The organism is Pseudomonas sp. TMB3-21, assembly GCF_054898145.1.
Window position 1 is genome coordinate 5,410,370 of the sequence record NZ_CM142718.1, and the last position, 19,574, is coordinate 5,429,943.

General features: G+C 57.3%; 29 protein-coding genes. 20 read left to right on the plus strand and 9 right to left on the minus strand.

All coding sequences use genetic code 11. The features are described 5' to 3' along the window. Nucleotides 1-34: 34 nt before the first annotated feature. The 7 genes from ACYZTS_RS24675 to ACYZTS_RS24705 all read right to left on the minus strand — a co-directional run bounded on the left by ACYZTS_RS24675 (nt 35) and on the right by ACYZTS_RS24705 (nt 3,589). Nucleotides 35-853 (minus strand): ATP-binding protein, encoded by an 819-nt coding sequence (locus ACYZTS_RS24675; RefSeq protein ID WP_461992730.1) that lies wholly within the window; start codon nt 851-853, stop codon nt 35-37. Next, nucleotides 843-1,640 carry a YdaU family protein gene (locus ACYZTS_RS24680; RefSeq protein ID WP_461996541.1) on the minus strand — a complete coding sequence of 266 codons (798 nt, stop codon included), beginning with the start codon at nt 1,638-1,640 and terminating at the stop codon, nt 843-845. The genes ACYZTS_RS24675 and ACYZTS_RS24680 overlap by 11 nt, the downstream gene beginning before the upstream one ends. Continuing rightward, the gene (locus ACYZTS_RS24685) at nt 1,640-1,960 is read right to left on the minus strand and encodes a hypothetical protein (protein ID WP_461992732.1); all 321 of its coding nucleotides are present in this window, start codon (nt 1,958-1,960) and stop codon (nt 1,640-1,642) included. The genes ACYZTS_RS24680 and ACYZTS_RS24685 overlap by 1 nt, the downstream gene beginning before the upstream one ends. Next, nucleotides 1,957-2,799: a Rha family transcriptional regulator gene (locus ACYZTS_RS24690; RefSeq protein ID WP_461992734.1), complete on the minus strand. Its 843-nt coding sequence runs from the start codon at nt 2,797-2,799 to the stop codon at nt 1,957-1,959. The genes ACYZTS_RS24685 and ACYZTS_RS24690 overlap by 4 nt, the downstream gene beginning before the upstream one ends. A gap of 84 nt (nt 2,800-2,883) precedes the next feature. Then, entirely contained in the window at nt 2,884-3,090 is a 207-nt protein-coding gene (locus ACYZTS_RS24695) for a hypothetical protein (RefSeq protein ID WP_221729693.1), read from the minus strand. Nucleotides 3,091-3,110: 20 nt separating this feature from the next. Beyond that, the gene (locus ACYZTS_RS24700; protein ID WP_210704505.1) at nt 3,111-3,311 is read right to left on the minus strand and encodes a hypothetical protein; all 201 of its coding nucleotides are present in this window, start codon (nt 3,309-3,311) and stop codon (nt 3,111-3,113) included. Between the two features lie 29 nt (nt 3,312-3,340). Then, nucleotides 3,341-3,589, minus strand: coding sequence for a Cro/CI family transcriptional regulator (locus ACYZTS_RS24705; RefSeq protein WP_461992737.1), 249 nt, complete (start codon nt 3,587-3,589; stop codon nt 3,341-3,343). A 95-nt stretch (nt 3,590-3,684) separates the two neighbouring features. Here ACYZTS_RS24705 and ACYZTS_RS24710 point away from each other — a divergent pair, with 95 nt between their 5' ends. Further along, a complete protein-coding gene (locus ACYZTS_RS24710) occupies nt 3,685-4,545 on the plus strand; it encodes a S24 family peptidase (protein WP_461992739.1) in 861 nt (286 codons plus the stop codon). Nucleotides 4,546-4,595: 50 nt separating this feature from the next. Here the strand turns inward: ACYZTS_RS24710 and ACYZTS_RS24715 are convergent, their stop codons facing one another. Then, the gene (locus tag ACYZTS_RS24715; protein ID WP_461992741.1) at nt 4,596-4,913 is read right to left on the minus strand and encodes a DUF1654 domain-containing protein; all 318 of its coding nucleotides are present in this window, start codon (nt 4,911-4,913) and stop codon (nt 4,596-4,598) included. A gap of 489 nt (nt 4,914-5,402) precedes the next feature. Here ACYZTS_RS24715 and ACYZTS_RS24720 point away from each other — a divergent pair, with 489 nt between their 5' ends. The 19 genes from ACYZTS_RS24720 to queD all read left to right on the plus strand — a co-directional run bounded on the left by ACYZTS_RS24720 (nt 5,403) and on the right by queD (nt 16,625). Then, nucleotides 5,403-6,164 carry a DNA methyltransferase family protein gene (locus ACYZTS_RS24720; protein ID WP_461992742.1) on the plus strand — a complete coding sequence of 254 codons (762 nt, stop codon included), beginning with the start codon at nt 5,403-5,405 and terminating at the stop codon, nt 6,162-6,164. A gap of 387 nt (nt 6,165-6,551) precedes the next feature. Continuing rightward, on the plus strand, nt 6,552-6,794 hold the full coding sequence (locus tag ACYZTS_RS24725) for a hypothetical protein (protein WP_461992744.1): 243 nt from the start codon (nt 6,552-6,554) through the stop codon (nt 6,792-6,794). A 165-nt stretch (nt 6,795-6,959) separates the two neighbouring features. Further along, a complete protein-coding gene (locus ACYZTS_RS24730) occupies nt 6,960-7,382 on the plus strand; it encodes a hypothetical protein (protein ID WP_461992746.1) in 423 nt (140 codons plus the stop codon). Further along, nucleotides 7,379-7,573 (plus strand): hypothetical protein, encoded by a 195-nt coding sequence (locus tag ACYZTS_RS24735; RefSeq protein WP_461992748.1) that lies wholly within the window; start codon nt 7,379-7,381, stop codon nt 7,571-7,573. Before ACYZTS_RS24730 ends, ACYZTS_RS24735 begins: the two co-directional genes overlap by 4 nt. Beyond that, a complete protein-coding gene (locus ACYZTS_RS24740; RefSeq protein ID WP_461992750.1) occupies nt 7,570-7,761 on the plus strand; it encodes a hypothetical protein in 192 nt (63 codons plus the stop codon). The genes ACYZTS_RS24735 and ACYZTS_RS24740 overlap by 4 nt, the downstream gene beginning before the upstream one ends. A gap of 68 nt (nt 7,762-7,829) precedes the next feature. Next, entirely contained in the window at nt 7,830-8,585 is a 756-nt protein-coding gene (locus ACYZTS_RS24745) for a recombinase RecT (RefSeq protein WP_461992751.1), read from the plus strand. Continuing rightward, nucleotides 8,582-10,219: a YqaJ viral recombinase family protein gene (locus tag ACYZTS_RS24750; RefSeq protein ID WP_461992753.1), complete on the plus strand. Its 1,638-nt coding sequence runs from the start codon at nt 8,582-8,584 to the stop codon at nt 10,217-10,219. Before ACYZTS_RS24745 ends, ACYZTS_RS24750 begins: the two co-directional genes overlap by 4 nt. Continuing rightward, the gene (locus ACYZTS_RS24755) at nt 10,216-10,929 is read left to right on the plus strand and encodes a hypothetical protein (RefSeq protein ID WP_461992755.1); all 714 of its coding nucleotides are present in this window, start codon (nt 10,216-10,218) and stop codon (nt 10,927-10,929) included. The genes ACYZTS_RS24750 and ACYZTS_RS24755 overlap by 4 nt, the downstream gene beginning before the upstream one ends. After that, the gene (locus tag ACYZTS_RS24760) at nt 10,926-11,390 is read left to right on the plus strand and encodes a hypothetical protein (protein WP_461992757.1); all 465 of its coding nucleotides are present in this window, start codon (nt 10,926-10,928) and stop codon (nt 11,388-11,390) included. Before ACYZTS_RS24755 ends, ACYZTS_RS24760 begins: the two co-directional genes overlap by 4 nt. A gap of 75 nt (nt 11,391-11,465) precedes the next feature. Further along, complete coding sequence (locus ACYZTS_RS24765) at nt 11,466-11,777, plus strand: hypothetical protein (RefSeq protein ID WP_461992758.1); 312 nt, start codon at nt 11,466-11,468, stop codon at nt 11,775-11,777. Nucleotides 11,778-11,820: 43 nt separating this feature from the next. Then, nucleotides 11,821-12,819: a DNA cytosine methyltransferase gene (locus tag ACYZTS_RS24770; RefSeq protein ID WP_461992760.1), complete on the plus strand. Its 999-nt coding sequence runs from the start codon at nt 11,821-11,823 to the stop codon at nt 12,817-12,819. A gap of 42 nt (nt 12,820-12,861) precedes the next feature. After that, on the plus strand, nt 12,862-13,218 hold the full coding sequence (locus ACYZTS_RS24775; RefSeq protein WP_461992762.1) for a hypothetical protein: 357 nt from the start codon (nt 12,862-12,864) through the stop codon (nt 13,216-13,218). Further along, entirely contained in the window at nt 13,215-13,796 is a 582-nt protein-coding gene (locus ACYZTS_RS24780) for a hypothetical protein (RefSeq protein ID WP_461992764.1), read from the plus strand. Before ACYZTS_RS24775 ends, ACYZTS_RS24780 begins: the two co-directional genes overlap by 4 nt. Nucleotides 13,797-13,919: 123 nt before the next feature. Next, nucleotides 13,920-14,414 carry a hypothetical protein gene (locus tag ACYZTS_RS24785; protein WP_461992766.1) on the plus strand — a complete coding sequence of 165 codons (495 nt, stop codon included), beginning with the start codon at nt 13,920-13,922 and terminating at the stop codon, nt 14,412-14,414. A gap of 70 nt (nt 14,415-14,484) precedes the next feature. After that, entirely contained in the window at nt 14,485-14,754 is a 270-nt protein-coding gene (locus tag ACYZTS_RS24790) for a hypothetical protein (protein ID WP_461992768.1), read from the plus strand. A 58-nt stretch (nt 14,755-14,812) separates the two neighbouring features. After that, nucleotides 14,813-15,238, plus strand: coding sequence for a hypothetical protein (locus tag ACYZTS_RS24795; RefSeq protein ID WP_461992770.1), 426 nt, complete (start codon nt 14,813-14,815; stop codon nt 15,236-15,238). Nucleotides 15,239-15,293: 55 nt separating this feature from the next. Then, complete coding sequence (locus ACYZTS_RS24800) at nt 15,294-15,947, plus strand: DUF1281 family ferredoxin-like fold protein (protein ID WP_461992772.1); 654 nt, start codon at nt 15,294-15,296, stop codon at nt 15,945-15,947. Between the two features lie 45 nt (nt 15,948-15,992). After that, nucleotides 15,993-16,205, plus strand: a complete 213-nt coding sequence (locus tag ACYZTS_RS24805; protein ID WP_045060876.1) for a helix-turn-helix transcriptional regulator — start codon at nt 15,993-15,995, stop codon at nt 16,203-16,205. Between the two features lie 63 nt (nt 16,206-16,268). After that, nucleotides 16,269-16,625, plus strand: a complete 357-nt coding sequence (queD, locus tag ACYZTS_RS24810; RefSeq protein ID WP_028621713.1) for a 6-carboxytetrahydropterin synthase QueD — start codon at nt 16,269-16,271, stop codon at nt 16,623-16,625. A gap of 217 nt (nt 16,626-16,842) precedes the next feature. Here queD and ACYZTS_RS24815 read toward each other — a convergent pair whose 3' ends face one another. After that, nucleotides 16,843-19,479 (minus strand): C2H2-type zinc finger protein, encoded by a 2,637-nt coding sequence (locus ACYZTS_RS24815; protein ID WP_461992774.1) that lies wholly within the window; start codon nt 19,477-19,479, stop codon nt 16,843-16,845. Nucleotides 19,480-19,574: the final 95 nt, after the last annotated feature.

Sequence of the window (19,574 nt, forward strand, 5' to 3'; positions counted from 1 at the left end):
CCTGAGGCAAATCCGATTTGGGTTTTGGTGGTCATCACGATGCCCTCCGCTTGCTGCGCTCAGACGCGCCCTCGAACACCAGACCAATGCCCCGACCCTCACGCAGACGGTCGACCGAGCGATCACCCAGCACTGCGCCCAACTCCTTGGCGTCGATGTTGGAAATCACGATGGTCGGCAGCTGCGCCTCGTAACGCCCATTGATCACGGCGAACAAGGTGGCCAGTTCGAACTCGGTCGGCTTGGTGGCGCCCACTTCGTCGATGATCAGCAGCGATGGCTCGACCAGACTGGCGAACGCCTCCGACTCGGTGTATTCGGCGCGGTCGCCGTAGCTGCCCTTGATGAACTGGAGCAGTCCGCCGACAGTGCGGTACACGGCAGTGGCGTTGTGGTTGACGATGACGTGCCCAGCGATGGCGGCGGCCAGATGCGTCTTCCCGGTACCCGGCGTGCCGGTCATCACGATGCAGCGCCCGTCTTCCAAGTGCTGCGGGAATTTCTCGGCGTACTCGACGCATTTCGCCAGATTGGCTTTCTGCGCTGCAGTGTCAGCAACGAAGTCGGCAAAGTTCTTGCCCATGAAACGCTTGGGAATCAGCGAGGCCCCCAGCTTGCGTTCTAAGCGCTGTTCGGCAATGCGGGCATACATCGCCCGCTGTTCTTCCTGATCGCGCTGCGCCTGAATCTCTGCGGCGCACTCCGGGCAACCGGACGCGATGTCGCTGGTCTTGCGAATGACCGCGGCGTATTTGCCGTGAGTCGGGCATTCGGCTGGCTGCTTGGCGATCACACCGAAACGGCGCTCGATGTCGTTGATGTCGAGATCGATTTTCTTCGGCTCAGAAGTCATAGGTGCCGTCCCCGCGAGCAGTCAGGCCCGCCTTGTAATCACGCTGGTCGAAGCCGGTGTGACGCGATGCCGGGAACTGGTGCACGTTGCTGGATGGCTTGACCTCATCTTCCCAGCGCTTGCCGTTGAGCCAGGTGGTCGGCATTGGGACGTACTTGCCGCCGTCCTTGAGCCAGTCGGCAGACACAACCTGCGCGGCGAGTCCTTTGGCGATCAGGTTGAACAGTTCGTCATTGACCTTGAGTTTCGTCCACGCCTTCAGAGCCTTGGCTTTGTCCTGCTTGCGTGGATAGAGCGCCCAGAACTTCGGGAACAGATCCTGCGCCTCGCTCACCGCAGGTGCGCAAGTCTCTTGATCTATTGGTTCTTGGTTAATGGTTAGTGGTTTATGGTTAGTGGTTAGGTGACCATCCGTGCACGCTTCGTGCACGAGTGGTGCACGCTCCGTGCTATTTGGTACACGCTTCGTGCGTCTCACCTCTTCACGCTTTTCGGCAATCTCCTTATTTTTCAGAGCTGTAGCGTGATAGGCGTTTATCTCGTCTTGAATCCGCGCTTGGATGTAAACGCCATCGACAAGCTCAAAGAACTTGCGCAAAACAAGCTCAACTGCGTCGACTTCTTCCTTGTTGCGTGCCCAGCACCAGTCGATTGCTTCTTCCAAAGTAGGGAATCGCTCACGGTCGTAGCACGCATCAAGCAAGAGCGTGTACGCACCGTGCTCAAGCATCGTCAGGCGCCCAGCCTTCTTGTGGTAGTCGCCAATATTTCTTTTGAAGTAATGCATCATGCGACCCCCTTGAGATCGGCTGGGTTGAACGACTCAAGTGCTCGGAGCGCAGTGTGGTGACGGCGCAAGGCGTTGTACTCGGCCTTCTTGGCAGCTTGCACACGCTGGAATTGAGCCTCGGTGAAATTCATCACGGGCAAGAAGTCGTCGTTGTACGGGTCAAATTTCCCGGCGGGCCGGCCGTGAGCTTCGAAGTAGGTGTCGTACATCGAGCGCAGTTCGGCCTTGAGGGTCTTTTTAGTGTTCTGCGCCTTGAAGTGATCAAGCGCAGTAGTGGCGGCGCGCTCGATAAGCTGCTGGTAGGTAGGACCGATCATGCCAAGTCCTCCTCTGTCGCCTTGCAGTGGCAGAACTGACCATCCCAAGTTTTTTTCATTGGGAGTTTCTGAGCCATGTAGAGATCGTGCAGACGCTTGGCACCCTCCTTCAGGAGTATCGGCGTGTACTTGGAAAACGAGTCCATACCTTCGTTGGAGATGGTGGTCACCTTCTCCGTGAGGTATTTGTCGCGGGCGATTGAGCCAACCCGGAACTTGACCGAGCGATTCTCGTCGCGCTCAGAATTGAAGATCCACTTGCGGGCCAGCAGCGCGTTGTTGACCTGCTGGCAGTTGACCCCATTCAGGCGCTTGCAGAATTGAGTTGGCGTCATGCCTACCTGGAAGATGGATTCAAGGCTGGCGATCTTCTCGGCCTGCTGATGATTCTCAACGCGTAGCACGGCGGTCTGCTCGATCTGGTCGGCATAGAGACGCAGCGCTTCGGCATATGACGGGAGAGCTGCCGGCTGATAGCTCTGCTCCTCCAGCGCAGTCATCCTGTCGAACACCAGAGCTTGAAGCTCGTAGCTGTAGGACATCGCCATCAAGCAGGCTTCGCGCTTAGGGAAGATATAGATGCGCCGGACTACCTTGCCCCCGCTTCCATTGGCGTAGGAGTCAGTTCCCAAAAAATTGGGAGCTGCTTTCCCGATAACGCGCGGCACTTTCGCCATAAAATGATCATGGCGAAGCTCCGGCTGCCCCTCTTCTTTCGTTGAGTTGATAAAATCGACCAGCTCGATACTGGTCATCGAAACCCGCGACACGTTTTCAGAACCAGCAAAACGTGTCGCGACATTCGCGGGGGTATTGCTCGTTAGGCTTGAGTGGTGCATTATTCGCTCCAGAACGTTGTATTAAGTGCTGCACAAGAAGCCACCCTTGCCCGGTGGCTTTTTTGTGCGTGCGATTTGAGATCTTTAAGTGTCACTTTTGAGGCCCTCTTTGGGCGTCAATTGGTACAGCTTGGCTTTGGGTCGCCTCATAAGTGAGGGTCCTCCCATTGCCAGAAACTCGATGGCAATCGCCTCGAGCGCTTCGTCGATGTCTAAGCCCTTCTTCAGTGCAAAGGCCGCGACTCTCCGCTTAGCACCATCAGTCAGGTGCTCGTAGTCAATTTCAGGCACTGGTCACCTCCAAAGGGCCTCTATGCAGCGCTAGACTTCTTCTCGTCCTTGCTCAGCGCTTCAATGGCACCGTTCTCAACAGCCCACTCGATCATTTCGTACAGATAGGTGGCGTGCTGCATCTCTGCGCGCTCCGCTGCTCTGTGCAGGATTCGGTCAAGGGTTTTGTTGAAACGCACCTTCCGAGGCGTGTCACGCTTGTGTGATTGGTCGGCGTACATGTGTTGCTCCTTGTGGCTTCTGAATTGGTTTAAGCGGCAGAAAGGGTTTGGCTGGCCGCAGAAGCGATCTGCGCCCATGGAAAAGTTGGGCAAAGGTCGGCCTTTTTGATCTGGCCATCGGTCAATGCCTCGATTTGCAAGGCGCGCTTTGCTGGTACCGCGCGCTCGCCGGAGCACCATTGGTTAACGGTTGGCGCCTTTACCTGAAGCAGGCGCGCCATTTCCGCTTGGCTGCCCAGCAAACGGGATGCTTCTTTGGCTGCATCTGCTGATTTCATGAGTTCTCTCCTGGAGATTTGAAGTGAATATAAGGCATTACCTTATTCAAGACAAGCCATTGCCTAACCGATATATGAATGGGCTAAATTAGGCAATGCTTACTGGACCGGAATTAGGCGCAGCCATCGAGGCCGCGCGGATCGCCAAGGGCGTATCAAAGAAGAAACTCGCAGACGACTTCTCAGTGAAGCCTCCGTCGATTCAGGGCTGGGTTAACAACGGCCGGATTGACAAGTCCAAACTGATGGACGTGATCGCCTATTTTTCGGACGTGGTTGGACCGGAGCACTGGGGTTTGCGCGCAGGCTTCACTTACTCGAACGGCACCGACGAGCTATCAGGCCAGGCTGCTTTGGTGGGCGCCGGGCATGCTGCGGCTTCATCTGCGGCGGAGAAGGTTCGCGAGATGCTGGCAGGCAAGAGCCTGGGCGAAGATCGTCTTCAAAGGATTCTGGCGATTGCCGAGGGGAGCGAGCCTGAGGGAATTGTCAGTGTCTTAGTTAATGACGCCTACAGACCCGGCAAGGTGGGTGACGAGGTCTGGATCGCGCACTACGATGTGCGCGGCGCGCTGGGCGATGGTGAGGTGGCCCATGACTACCCCGAGCTGCTTCAGGACATCCGCATCAGTCCTTCTCACCTGCGCTCAATGGGCGTTGAGTTCAGGGAGCATTACCACCTGAAGGTGATCACAGGCTGGGGTCAGTCAATGACGCCCACGATCAAGCATGGCGACCCCTGCCTGGTCGACATCAGCATCAAGGAATTCATCGGCGACGGGATCTACTACTTTTCGTACGGTGGATTCCAGTACATCAAGCGCTTGCAGATGAAGGGTAAGGACAAGTTCAAGATGATCTCGGATAACCGCAAGCACAAGGCCGAGGACATCTTTATCGAAGAGACATACATCCAGGCACGCGTGCTATTCGTGTGGAATGGCAATTTGGTCTGAGACGCGATGTATTTAGAAGCCCGCCACTTGAGCGGGCTTTTTTGTACCTGTCAGAAAGGCGCCGGCCCCTCTGCATCTAATGGGTCTGCCACCTGAGCGGGTTTTTCTTCCTCATCTGAAGGTTCCCACCTCAGTGTAATCGACGCATCTTCATGATGGCGCGTCAGGTCGATCCCATCCGCTTCTGAGATCGCATTCACGATTTCCTGCCACTCCCTCTCCCCGTCCGTGTCCAGCCGATGAATCCTGACCTCCCGCCTTTCTTGGGCGATCGGGTGATTGATCATCGACGACACGCGCATGGTAAGCCGCTCCATAGGGCTGATAGTCACCGGCCCTTGACTCTTCTTGTTGGTTTGCTGCGCCATAAACACCTCCTTTTCAAATGCTGTACATCCATACAGGTTAGGCGAAGCTTAACGTCTCAATCCGGAAATGCAATCCCCTTACCCGCGGACTTTCGGCGAAGAAGAAATTTGAAAATAATTAGGCATTACCTATTTACAGGTATTAGGCATTGGCTTATTGTTCACCCATCGCAGCGACTCACAGCCACTGCGAAGGGCCTCAACAAGGCCTGCGCTCTTTAACAGCTCAGGATCCTCGCCATCGACTACCCCGGACCCGATCCGGTAAGCGCGAGCAACAAATAGTCGATGCCATGCCAGCTCTGGAACTGGCCGTGCTCACCAGATGTGAGTACGCGAAACCACGCAAGCCAGTCGGGAATAACACTGAATACGAAATGTGTGACCCGGCCAGGTGGGGAAACCGAGGCGATGCGCGTGGTGGAGAACGGAAATTTTCACTGATGCACCTGGTGACGGGTGCATTGGGAAAACAACCGGGAGTCACAAATGAAAGTCGACAATGAAGTGATGGGGCTACTCAGCGCCTCGCGCACCGAAGGCAACAAGCTGTTCATCACCGGCGGCCAGCTCGACAAGAGCCTGTACCTGCGCCTTGATAAAACGCTCAAGGCTGCCGGCGGCAAGTGGAACACCAAGGCGAAGGCGCATCTGTTTGATGGTGACGCTGCCGATGCAATCGAAAACATCCTAATGACCGGCGAGGTTACCGTTCCGCAGGACTTCGGCTTCTTCCCTACTCCGCCGCACATAGCCAAGCAAGCGGCAGACCTCGCCATGATCGGCGACGGGATGATGGTGCTGGAGCCAAGCGCCGGGCGTGGTGCTTTGGCGGTGGCCGCAAACTCTGCTGCTGCAGGTGTCATGGTCGATATGCACGAGCTACTCCCGGACAACCACAAAGCGCTGATGGCACTGAATCTGCCGCTGTCAGGCGTTTCTGAGCCCGGCGACTTCTTGAAGGTTGAGCCGAAACCCATCTATGACCGCGTGCTGATGAACCCGCCTTTCGATAAGAAACGCAGCGATATTCACCACGTTGTCCACGCACTGAAATTCCTCAAGCCCGGTGGCAGACTCGTAGCGATCATGCCCTCGGGCGTGACCTTCCGCGATGACGCGCTGACCCAAGATTTCCGCGGGATCGTCGAACAGCGCGGTGGCAGCATCGAAACGCTGCCGGAAGCGTCGTTCAAACAATCGGGCACGCTGGTCAGCACCGTTCTGGTGGTGATCCCTGCCGCAGCCTGACCAACCAGCGCCAACGACAGCCTGTCGCTAACTGCCCTTATGCAGCGATGGTTGAGAGCGTGGGTGGTCACGCTGAAAGCTGCCTTGAACCCACCCGATCCTCTCGATGAGAGCGTATCGGGGTGTGATCTTCAGTCTACGGCTCGACCCTTGGGTGCTTACTGGGTTGCTCCAGTCTATAAACAAGGCCAAACGAGAGTCCCGGTGGCGATTCCGGGAGCAGGCAAGCGTCGTGGAATGCGTAGCCTGAATAGCCCTACTAAGCGACTGACCACAAGATCACACCCCGATGCGGACGAATTCTGCACCGCGCAATGCGGCCCCCTGCATCAATCACGGATGCGGCTTACAATCCGAGCTATATCCGGAAGAACAGAGGATGGACAAATGGAAATCAGCGAGTTCATGGCCCGCATATTCAAGCAAGTCGAGAAATATCCGGAGTGGAAAATCAAGGCGGTAATCGATCAGCCGCACGGCGAGCCACTTGAGCCAGGGTTCTCATGGATCGAACATGGTCATGCAGAAGATGATCCGGATCTGGAATTCGGGTGGCTTTTTTTCAAGATGGAAAACGATAAATTCTTGGTAGTCAGTTTCATGAACGTGCCGAGCGCCAGATTGCGCTAATACTGGCGACGATCCGCAAGAGCCCGCACCCGCGGGCTTTTTCATGCCTTTGAATTAGCCGACACAACCCGCATGCGACTTCCCACGGCGCCCTCCGACAGCTGGCCGTGTGTGAGGTCGCAGCCGAGTTTTGTTGGATCAGCACCCCGCCACTTGGAGGCGACCATGAACGCAGCACTGATTGCTCAGTTGAACTACGAAAACCGCCAGCCGCCTCCAGTGAGCGACAGCCCTCGGGATGATGCCCGGGCCGAGTGGATCTACAACGCCGCCGAAGACTTGCTGCGAGGCTGTGGTGTGTCATTCCAGTGCCGCATGCGCAGCCCGCAGGGCGTGACCGCTGCACAGTTCGCTCTGGCGGTTGATGAGTTCGTGAACAACCGACTTGCCGACAACGAAGTGCAAACTTCTGCGCTGGGCTGGCTGGTCATCACCGCAGAGCGAGGACAGGCCGACAAGGTGGCCACCGCCGAACTGCTGGGCCACAGCGACCACCCGCTGGGCAAGCTTGGCGAGATTGCCGAAACGTTGCTAAAGCCGCTCGCAGACGACGCACTGAAGGCTCAGGCCGAGGATGACGAGCTGTGAGCCCTCACATAGCGATCGACAACGACCTCGATGAGCTTGCCTGCGAAACCTGCCCTCCCCTCTATGAGGTGCTGGCCTTGCGCAACATCACCAGCTTCCTGCAGGCGAACAAGATCACCATCGAAGAATTCCACCACTACTGCGACAGGCTGAATCGTGCGGTTGCGCGTCGGCCAGGGAGAGCGGCATGACGACTGCACCGGTAAAAAGCCTGATCGACGAGCAGCTCGAAGACATCAGCGCACACAACCTCCGGGAGGCATACAGCCTTGCCGAGCGCCGCGGATTCTTCGGCGCCCCAGTTGAGCAGTACGCAGAACCTAGCTACGGCGGCCGAGTCCTTCAGGTTCTTCGCTATCGGGTTCAGCAGCAGCGTTAAACCTTTTCCTTCAGCGCCAATCATCCACTCATTTTAAACGCTGCGTGCATCGCGGCAGGGATTTCGTCGTGTCCGAATTAACCACAAAGCAAAGTTTCAGCCTGACGCCGTCGTCGCTTACCGAGGCAATGGCTTTCGCCGACATCCTCGCCAAGTCGACCATCGTGCCGAAAGAATTCCTCGGCAACCCCGGCAACATCCTGGTGGCGATCCAGTGGGGTTTGGAGCTTGGCCTTCAGCCGTTACAGGCAATGCAGAACATCGCAGTCATCAATGGGCGGCCGGCGCTCTGGGGTGACGCTGTGATTGCTCTGGTACGCGGCTCACCTCTCTGCGAGTACGTGTACGAAGAAGACGACGGGCACACGGCTACTTGCCGCGTTAAACGCCGCGGTGAAAACGAGCAGGTACGCATCTACACCATGGACGATGCAAAGACGGCGGGACTCGTCGGCAAGGCCGGCCCTTGGACACAACATCCGAAACGGATGCGTCAGATGCGGGCGCGCGCCTTCGCCTTGCGTGACGTCTTCCCCGATGTGCTGCGCGGCATGCCTGTTGCGGAGGAGCTGCAGGATATGCCGAAAGAGCGCGAGCCCGGCCAAGCGTTGGCGAGCGTGCCAAAGATCGAGGCGCCAGTAGCTCTTGAAGCATATCCCGATGAAAAGCTGGCAGAGAACCTGCCGAAGTGGCGCAAGGCGATCGAGGACGGAAAATCGTCGCCTGATCATCTGATTGCGACTGTCAGCAGCAAATACACGCTGACCGCCGAACAAATCGACTCCATCAACCAGCTGAAGCCACTCGAAGGTGAGGCAGCATGAAAATCCATAACGTAGCTCAAGGCTCCGCCGAGTGGCACGCACTGCGCGCCCAGCATTTCACCGCGTCCGAGGCTCCTGCAATGATGGGCGCCTCGAAGTATCAGACCCGCACCGACCTGCTGACGCTGAAGAAAACCGGAATTGCGCCAGATGTCACGCCCTCCCAGCAGTTCATCTTCGACAAGGGCCACGCCACTGAGGCGCTGGCCCGGCCTCTGGTCGAGGTCATGATCGGCGAGGAGCTGTATCCAGTGGTTGGCACCTCGGGCAACCTGCTCGCCTCAATGGACGGTGCAACGATGCTCGGCGAGACACTGTTCGAGCATAAGCTCTGGAACGAATCGCTAGTAGCACAAGTGAAATCTGAAGACCTGGACCCGCACTACTACTGGCAGCTTGAGCAGCAGTTGCTGGTGAGCGGTGCAGAACGAGTGATCTTCGTTTGCTCCGACGGCACCGCTGAAAACTTCGTGAGCATGGAATATCGCCCGGTCGCTGGCCGTGCGAAGCAACTGGTGGAAGGCTGGAAACAGTTCGAGGCTGATCTCGGCGGTCACGTCGTGGCGGACGCCCCCTCTATCGTTGTCGGCAAAGCACCTGACGAGCTGCCAGCGCTGCGCATCGAACTGACTGGCATGGTCACCGCCAGCAACCTGAAAGTGTTCGAGCAGTCCGCTCTGGCAGTAATTGATTCGGTAAAAACCACGCTGACCACAGATCAGGACTTCGCCGACGCGAAGAAAGCCGTCAAGTGGTGCGCTGATGTTGAGGAAGCTGTAGCGGCAGCCAAGAAGCAGGCGCTGTCGCAAACGCAATCCATCGAAGAGCTGTTCTCGTCGCTGGACCGCGTCTCGGCGCATGCCCGCGAAACCCGACTGAAAGTCGACAAGTTGGTGAAGGCTCAAGAGCTGGTGGTCAAGACCAGCATCAAGCAAAAAGCTGAGCAGGCGCTGATTGATCACATCGCAGCGATTAACAAAACCTTGGGCAAAGTCGTCCTGCCGAACGTGCATGCCGACTTCGCCGGCGCCATGAAGAACAAGCGCACTATCGCTAGCCTGCAGGATTCAGTCGATACCGAGATGGCCCGGGCAAAGATCGATGCGAGCCAAACGGCCGACAGCATTCGCTTGAACCTCACCAGCCTTGCCGAACTGGCAGCCGACCACACCTTCCTGTTCAACGACCTTCAGCAATTGGTGACGAAAGCCAATGACGACCTGGTGACGCTGATCAAGTTTCGGATCTCGGAGCACGACAAAGCAGAGGAAGCGAAAGCCGAGGCTCTGCGCGAGAAGATCCGAAAAGAGGAATTGCAAAAGATTGAGGACGCCAAGGCGAAGGAAGTGGTTGTCGAGCCTATCGCCGAGCCTGCGCCAGTCGTAACGCCTGCGCCGATCAAGTCCGCACCTGTCTCCCAGACTGCGGTCAAGCCAGCGGCCGCACCAGTGCAGCAGGCGACGAATCTTCAGGCCGAAGTATTCGACCTGCTGGACTTGGTCAAGGCCGTCGCATACGGGCAAGCCCCTATATCGGTCCTGTCGGTTAACTGGGAAGCCCTGGACGCAATGGTTGCGGACCAAGGCTCAAACTTCAGCATGGCCGGCGTGAGGCTGGTTAAGGTGGCAGCATGATCAGTTTGGAACTCAGCAGCATCCAGCAGAAGAACACCGACCGCGCTTGGCTTGCCGAGGCCGTGGGCGGTTATCTCGCCGCCGGCCGCGTTATCGACGTGGTGCCGATCAGCCGAAGCTTGTTCAACCCCGGCCCGTTCAATAGCGAAAGAATTGTGCCCTCATCAGGGTCTGAACCTTGCCCTGCAAAGCGCAACTATGCAGTGCGCATGGCGAAGACAGCCAAGGCGCAGGCGTTTGAGGCGGACATCGCAGAGAAGATGAAGGCCTACCACCACAAAGGCATCGTGGCGGCGGCCAAGGAGCTGCACATCAGCAATCGGCGTGCGACTCACATCGCCGCCCAGTACGGCATCAAGTTCGCTAGCCGGGTGTCAGCAGCAGCCCATCAGGAGGATCTGACACTGGTGCCGGTGATTCGAGACCTGATTATCGAGGGTCTCACGCAAGATCAGATGTGCGCGAAGCTCAGTATCGGGCGGACAACGCTCAAGCGCATCGCCAGTCAAAACGGTCTTAAGTTCAGCCGCCAAAAAATCCGGGCGAAGGATGTCGCTCTGGTTGAGCGCATCACAGCCATTCGGGATATCGGCTGCTCTCGTGCGGCGTGCGCCAGAAGGCTGGAGATCAACCCAAAGGTGCTGCTGCGGCTGATCGCGGAATACGAAATCGACTATCCCCTGCAACGGGAAGCTCTGGAGGCAGCATGAGCAAGGTTCGAAAGCCAAATAACCTCAAGGCCCGCGTCGAACGGTCGTGCCGCTCACTGGTGCGAACGAACCACGTTGCGGTGGTCAACATCGACCCCAGTGGCCGGCAAGGGATGATCAATTACAAGTCCCTGAAGAACATTGCGCCCGGCAAGATCGGCCAGGCCGTCTGCGAAATCACTCACCGCTGGACCATCTTTCTCAGCGCGCTCTGCCTTGACCAGATGGGCAATCACTATCTGAAGTCGGTAGAAGTCGCGCCGGAAGGCATGTACCTCTCTGACCATCTGGAAGAAGTGATCGAGCATTGCTACCAAGAGATTCGCGACAGTGCCAACCCGCAGCATCTGGTGGCCTCGGGCTGGATCGCGATTCCTGATTTTGTTTCCCTCGACGAGGCGCAGGCCTACCGCATCTTCAGCGCGGTCGGTGCCTGGAATCAGGTCAAGGTTGCTGCGTGAAACGATTTCGAGTCCAGCAACGCAAACGACAGACCTGGCTGGGAATCCCGGCCAGCGGAATAGAAGAGGTAAGCCATGGCAGCCGCGCAGAAAGAACGATCGGCAAAGACTGCGGCGAGGCGAAAGACTCGCGGCGAGGAAGAAATCAGGCTCCACTGCATGGCCGGAACCCGCCAAGCACTGGCTGAGCTGATGGCCTGGAGCGGCATCGAGGAACAGGGCGAGGCGATCACGCTGATGATTCACCATCTGCATGCGATGGGGCCCGGTGGTGCGCTGCCGCTGCTTTCAATCCCGCGACACAAAATCAGCATATCCGATTCGTGCCGCGCAAAACTTGAGCTCGCCTACAGGCGCGAAGCGCTGCGCATCTGTCACGACGAATAACCCCATCTTTCTTACGAATAACGCCATCCGGCGAGGCGTAGCCATGGCCGCTTACTACAACGAGATTGACCCCTACGCCGCCCAATGGCTGCGCAACCTGATTGAAGCCGGCCACATAGCGCCAGGCGTCGTGGATGAAAGGAGTATCGAGGATGTTCACCCAAGCGACCTGCTCGGATTTACGCAGTGCCACTTCTTTGCAGGCCTTGGCGGATGGTCTATCGCACTTCGCCGCGCCGGCTGGGCAGATGACCGACCTATTTGGACCGGTTCCTGTCCTTGCCAACCTTTCAGCGCGACAGGCGCTGGAGCTGGGTTTGAGGACCCAAGGCATCTGTGGCCGTCTTTCTCTTGGCTCATCAAAGAGCGAAAGCCTCCAGTTGTTGCTGGAGAGCAGGTTGCGAGCAAGATTGTCGAGCCTTGGGTCGACCTTGTACACGCTGACATGGAAGCCATGGGTTACGCCTTTGGGGCCATCGCGTTTCCGTCTGCGGGCGTCGGCGCGCCGCACATCAGAGACCGTGTGTACTGGCTGGGTCACACCGACCACCAGGGATCACAAGGACACTCCGGGAATGGTGGCTCAGAGGGGTGGAGCCGATCGCAACGACCAGCTACCAAGACAGGCGTACCTGTGCGGATGGCCAACGCCCTTGGCGAACGTGAAGAACCAGCCGGAAACAAAGAGGGGGCTGGAGAATTTGGGGGGGGTGGTGAAGCTGAGCGGCTGGCCGACGCCGATGGCGGATTGCAATCGGGGGGCGAGCGCTGCGGAAGCCTTAAGGTCTCACCGGCCAAGCGGCCACAAGGTTCAGAAAAGGCTGCAGGACATAGCGGCGATAGCGGGCCCGGCCCGGTTAACGGTAGATGGGCAGATTCTGACTGGCTCTTCTGCCGAGATGGAAAGTGGCGGCCAGTTGAGCCCGGAACATCCCCGCTGGCTCATGGGATATCCGGCCGAGTGGGACGCCTGCGCGCCTACGGAAACGCCATCAATGTTGAAGCGGCTACGCAATTCATAGCCGCCTACCTCGAAACTTGAATCCACTCCACCGCCCGGGCATGACCCGGCAAGGACTCCAACATGAGCGACGTAAAGCATTACCACGTATGCAGCACCGGGCTCGCTGAAGGCGCATCCCTCGGGTGCATCACTGTTGTGCTGGTCGCGGATCACGACCGTGTCACCGCCGAGCGTGACGCCCTGCAGCAGCGCTTGAACGCAGCGGATCAGCGAATGGATGATCAGTATGGCCTACTGCTGGCTTGGTATGAGTCAAATGCCGAGGGCTTGGTGCGCGTGGATGATGCTGCGTACCACATCGTTACCGCCACAGCCGAAGCGCTTGACGGTAAGCCCACCGCATCGGTAGCAAGCGAACTCGATCCTAAAATCATCGGCATCGTTCCCATGCCGCCAATGGAGTACGACGAGCCATGATCAATAAAACGATTACGGCACTTCCGCCATGCGATGACGACGTTTTCAAAAATGGCAAAAGTGTTTGTCTGGTGGATATCTCGAAGGACGCTGCTGAAGATATCTGCCGCAATCTATCTGCCGCGACCGGCTGCAAGGTTGACTGGCATTACATCGGTGGCCGAGTCCACATCAAGGCGCTTGCCACCCCAGTCGTCGAACGCCAAGACGAACAGCAAATGGCGTGCATGCCTGTCGAGCGTTGCTATGACGTTCGCGCCAAGATGATCATTGCTTTTAATGAGGCCGGCATGGCTGGCGGAGATTTGGATGATCGACTTGGCGCTGCCTACAAGGCTGCCTTGCGTTACTCGCCAAACCCGTTGCTAAACCCATTGCCCGCGCCGGCAACTGTGGTGCTGGACGAGCGGAAAGAGTTCGTAGCGTGGGTTCGCCGGGAATGGCCGCAGGCGCCGCTTAGCCTCGTCCGCGATTTGTTGCCGAAAGATGACCCACGTTACGGCGAATATTGTGACGAAGCCCTTCAGCGAGCATGGGTTGGATGGCAAGCCCGGGGCGCATTGGCAGGCAAATCCTGACAGGAGCACATCTGTACTCCTCCACACAAAATCTTCACTCCTCCAAGAAAATCCTGATTCCCGCCCCTCCCCCTCACTTTTCATTAACTCAATGTCAGCCGCTATAGCGGCAAAGGAATCCGCATGCTTGATGCAAACATCCATCGCTCACTGAACACGCTCACTGCAAGCCAGATGGCCAAGCTGTTGGTGATGCGCCACGGAATCGATGCTTTCGGCTACAAGTACGACAGCCTGCGCGATGCGCCAAATGGCCTCGTTACGCTTGAGGACTTGGCGTCCATGTCTGGCGAGGACCTGGATCAGCTTTACGATGAGAGCTCGCACGATGACGCGGTGAACGAGGTGCGTTACAACGCGGTGGGTGCCCCCGGAGTTCCGTCGTGGTGCCACTACAGCTGGGAGCGCAACTACGACGTCGATGTGAAGGCCTTCATCTTGCCTGATGGCCGTGCTCTTGCCTTTTGTGAGATGAGCGGCGGCGGCAAGCATGGCGAACCAGACGCCTACCCATGGGTTGAAGAGGCCAAATTCATCAAGGTCTCCGGTGTCGAAGAGCGCGTCATCAACACTTACAAGTTTGAGGATATTCCAGAAGCCTCAGAGGTGACGCCATGATGCTCAAAGTCGCAGCCGTAAGCGCCTGCTTCTGGGGCGCTCTCTTCCTCTCTGTTGCAGCGGTGTACTCATGAACGAAAAGTTGCGTGAAGAGTTCGAGGCCTGGGCGATGACCAGCGCTTACCTCGGCTTGTCCGACACCTGCATGGCGCGCTTCGAGGATGGATATCTCGGCGGCGAAGTGCATGCGGCATGGATTGCTTGGCAGGCCTCCCGCGCGGCGCTGGTGATTGAGCTGCCCTCGGACACCTGCATAAAGGTAAACAACTACACACCGTTCGAGATGCGTGATTTTTTCGAGCGGAGCGCCAGACGGCTGGGCCTGCAGGTGACGACATGATCATCCCAGTCTCTGCCCTCGCCTACATGGCCTGGCTCATCTACTCGGGGCCACGGCGATGATCGTAAAAATTGCATTCGATCCAGCCAATCTGAAAGTTGAGGACGAAGCCTGGCCCGCGTTCGACGCCGGCGGCATCACCCTCAAGATCTGGGCGCTCTACAAAAAGCACTTCGTAACCAGTCAGTACTTTCGCGATTCGCTAGTGAAGATGGCCGAGCTGTTTGAGCGAATGCTCGACATCGATGACCACGAAGTTCGGCCTTACATGAACATTGACGAATTCATGGGCTACCTCGGCGCCTGCGGCATCTACGGAACTGTTGTCGGTCCACGCCATAAGGAAATGGCTGAGTGGACGGTCAGGTACTGGGACTACTTCAACCTATCTACCCAGCGGTCGGTGACTCTCCAGTTCAAGGTCGTGAAAGAAGTCGATGAGACTTTGACGATCTGCGGCTTCGGGCCGACCACCACCGTTTAACCCCTCTTCCACCTACCAGCCTGCCGGTGAACGGCGGGCGAGGAATTCTATTGCCATGCCAAACCATGTGACCAACAAAGTAAATGCGCCCGCCCACGTCCTGAAGTCGCTTATCAACGAAAGCGGCAAGATCGATTTCAACACCATCCTCCCATTTCATGGACAGTTCGCTTGGAACGGCATCGACTGCGCCGCCGAGGAAGCAGCGGCAGTCATCACAGCGCAGCCGCTGGATGATCACCCGCTGATAGCTTCGCTGCAGCAATCCAATCGCAGCCGGGTGGACGTCCTCAAACTGAGCGACGAAGGCTTCGAACAATTCGTGCAGATGCTGCGTAACAAGCGTTCGTGCGGCCATTTCAACACATTGGACTTCGCCCGCGATATTTGGGGGACTAAGTGGAACGCATACGCCCAGGTCATTGATCTGGATGCCAACGAGCTTTCGTTCGACACCGCCTGGTCGTGCCCCCTTCCGGTCCTGACTGAACTTTCAAAGCGCCACCCAGATGACGAGATCACCGTTCGATACGCAGACGAAGACCTCGGCTCCAACTGTGGGACCGTGACGCTCAAGGCCGGAGAGACCGTGTCGCTTGATGTCGCGGGACGCTGGGATGGAATGAGCGAAGAACAACGGCAGCAGTGGACGGCTTGGGCGCGAGACCTGAAGGGTTGGCCAGAAGACGAAGAAGACGACGACGAATAACCCCATCACCACCTTCTGCCGCCACGCGCGGCATGGAGCATCATCATGGCAGTAGCAGAACAAATTGATCGCTTCCTGCGCCTCGACGAGGTGCTTCACACTACCGGGCTCGGCCGAAATACGGTTTATCGCCGGATCAGGGAGGGCACATTCCCAAAACAGGTTAGAATAGGTCCCAACTCGGTCGCCTGGCGCCAGTCGGCAATCTCGCAATGGATGACCGCTGTGACCCCCAGCAACGACCAATCAGTACATTGATCAGTACACCAGCGACTGACCAAACTCCAGAACCCCCGTATATCAAGCCCTACAGGTCATACCGTGGAAATCTTCAAAGAATTTACCTTCGAATCCGCCCACCGCCTGCCCCACGTCCCGGACGGCCACAAGTGCGGTCGCCTGCACGGTCACTCGTTCAAAGTGGCCATTCACCTGAGCGGCGACCTCGATCCGCACACGGGCTGGATTCGTGATTTCTCCGAGATCAAGGCCATCTTCAAACCGCTGTACGAGCGTCTGGACCACAACTATCTGAATGACATTCCTGGCCTGGAGAATCCGACCAGTGAAGTGTTGGCCAAGTGGATCTGGGGTGAGCTGAAGCCGCTGTTGCCGGAGCTTAGTGCGATTCGGATTCATGAAACTTGTACCAGCGGATGTATTTATCGCGGGGAGTGAAATATGAGCTGGAAACCACCGATTGCGTGGTTTTTAGAGCTCGATAGGCATTGGCCCCGAACTTGCACTACTTCTGGCTGAACGATCTTTTGATACGTAGGCTGATAATGCATGAAGTCGCCCTTGCCGCACTACAGCCTTCAATCTCGCAATTCAGCTAGGACGCGAACGTTGTTTTTGCGTGCTTGAGCTGACTAATGTTATGCGCATCCTTTTATCACACTCTGGGTGCGTGCAGACGAATGGTCTCTCTGGTATGAGTGCGGATATGAACATTTAGAGTATCTTGCCGCATGAACGATTTGTTACAGGTGAGGCATCGATAGGGCTTTTCACCCGTATGAGCTCGCATATGGGTCTTTGAGCGATTTGAAGAAGAAAACAATCTGCCACAGACGCTGCACTTATAGGGCGTTTCACCTGTATGAGTCCTCATGTGTTGCACTAAATTACTTTTTTCAAAAAAAGATTTGCCACATTCGTCCCAAGTGCATTTAAAGGGCTTTGCACCTGTATGAGTCCTCATGTGTTTCACTAAATTACTTTTTTCAGCAAAAAATTTGCCACATTCGGCCATATCGCATTTAAAGGCCTTTACACCTGCATGCAACATTAAATGTTTATTCAAGTGACTGTTGGTTCGAAAAGATTTGCCGCATGGCGGGCAAGGCAGGGATTTTTTTTGCCTTTCAGCGATAGGCGCTTGTTCAGGTATTTCAGCGCTCAATGCATCTTGCGAAATCCCGCTAAACGCTCTTTCCACCATCAACTGAAAATCCAACTCCGCCGAAGCATTCGTTGGCCCTTGAAATGACTCTAAGTTCAAGTGCGAATCTTGCGATTCCAGATCCCCCTCTTCTAACACAATCGGTTGTAAGGAAAGTGTGCCGTTAGCTTCAGCAATATCATCGATATTTTCTGGAATAGCCCAATCATCGTCCTCCATCATCCGCCCATCCACATCTACATGCCCCACCGGCGAATTACTGACAAAACAATATAAATTCAGTCCATCCACCGCCCCCGCCGGGTCCGGGTTTATCCATCGGCTCAACCACGGCGCAAAGTAGCGATACCCGTAGTAATACAACCCCGTGGCATCGCGTTCTTTGCCGGAATAACGACTGGTTTTGTAGGCGCCGGTTTGATCGCTGTGGTCTTCGTACGCGGTACCGCCAAACGGGTAATACACTTCGCGGCTCTGCACGTTGGCCTGCTCGTCAAGTTCCAGCACGCCGGAGCCGAGGTGGTCGGTCAGTTGGTAGCGTAACTGAAACGCCGGAGCGTGCGGCCCCTGCAGCCATTTCACCCGGTTGCGCCCAGCCTCAAGATCAAGCACCTGGTGTTGCTTGCCACTCGAATGTTGATGGATTGCCAACCCCGGCAGGTAACGCACGTCGGCGATGATGGTGTGCGCGGCGGCCAGCGCGGTGCGAACTTTGCGCAGGCGTTTCCCACCCCCGCCGTAGACATAACGTTCACAGTCGTCAGCTTCGTCATGGCGCTGGACCGGCGACACGCTGGACAACTGGTTGCGCAGGTCCCACATCATGGGCTGGCCGCGCTGCAAAAACCGCAGGTTGCCGTTGTCATCAAATCCGTCGGCAAAATCCGGCGGCTGATTGTCATCGTCTTTGAGCAAGCTGCGGTTGCTAACGTGCGAGACGGCCCAGCGCCGGGTGAACGGTTGCGCGCCCTTATGGCGTAGCTCGATCATGTTGCCGGATGCGTCGTAGTCGTATTCTTCCTGATAGTTGAGGACGGCATTTGCGCTGGACGATGATCGATAAGCCGCGACTGGCAGCGGCGCGGCCCTCTCGGCTTCCCAGCCAATGGCGCGGATCAATTGGCCCAACGTGTCGTAAGCGTAGATGCAGGTGCGCTCGATGCGCTGGTTCTGGAAATGGCGGATCGGCAGCGCGTGGTCGTCGATCTGCAGAATGTTGCCGATCGCGTCGACCTGGTAGTGCAGGTCCTGCAGGAGCGGCGCGCCCGGCAACCCGGCCGATAATCGGAGCAGACGACCATCCTCCCGCGCATACAGTGCCTCAGTGACGACACCGTTGCCGGCGGCTTCCCGTTCGACCTGGCCACCGGGGTTGTAGCGGATGTCCTGCACCAGGCACTGCCCCGGCGCTGCGGCACCGGCCGGTTGCAGCCAGCCTGCCTTGGGCTGTCCGGCTACGGTGAACGCGAAATGCCGTCGATGTGAGTGAGCGTCGGTGAGGCTCAAAAGATCGCCAACCGGGTTGTACGTCCAGCGGCTTTCGAGGCCAGGAACCGGCTCAAGCAACTGATCGCGTTCGCGTGCATGCAACGGCCAGTCTGGCGCATCAAGGCTTGCCAGAAAATGACTGATCTCGCACTGCGCCGAGCCGCGCACATCGTATTCGGGCATGTGACGGGTACCGGCCGGATCGTCGTGGCGGATCAGCCGGCCACACTGATTGCCGAGGTTGAACTCAGCACCCGCGGCGCCGTAGTCGAAGCGCTCGACCACTCGCGCCTTGTCCGCATGTGCCTGTTCCGTCACCGCGCGCGGTCGCAGCAAACTGTCGTACTCGGTGTCCTGCCGGGTGCCGCGACTGTCCCAGCGACTCACACTTTGATCGGCTTGTTCTAACAGGGCGAGTCGCCACCCGGCATCGACGCTGTCACTGGCCAACACCTTTCCTGACAAGCTGAAGGCATGGCTCAAGGCAGGCATGGGCAAGCGCGCATCCCACTGCTCAACACGCCGACCCGCCGCGTCGAACACCTGTCGCGTCACTCGGGTTTCAGCCGTTCGTACGATCTCCGCGCGCCAGTACGCAACGTCGCGCACTGCCAAACCGCGCGGTTCGATGACCAGCAACTGAGGCGTTCCGTGATGCAGGCTGATAACGTCCATGGCCTATGGAATAGCATCAAGGTCGGACACGATCTACTGTCAGAAATCACAGGTAGTCG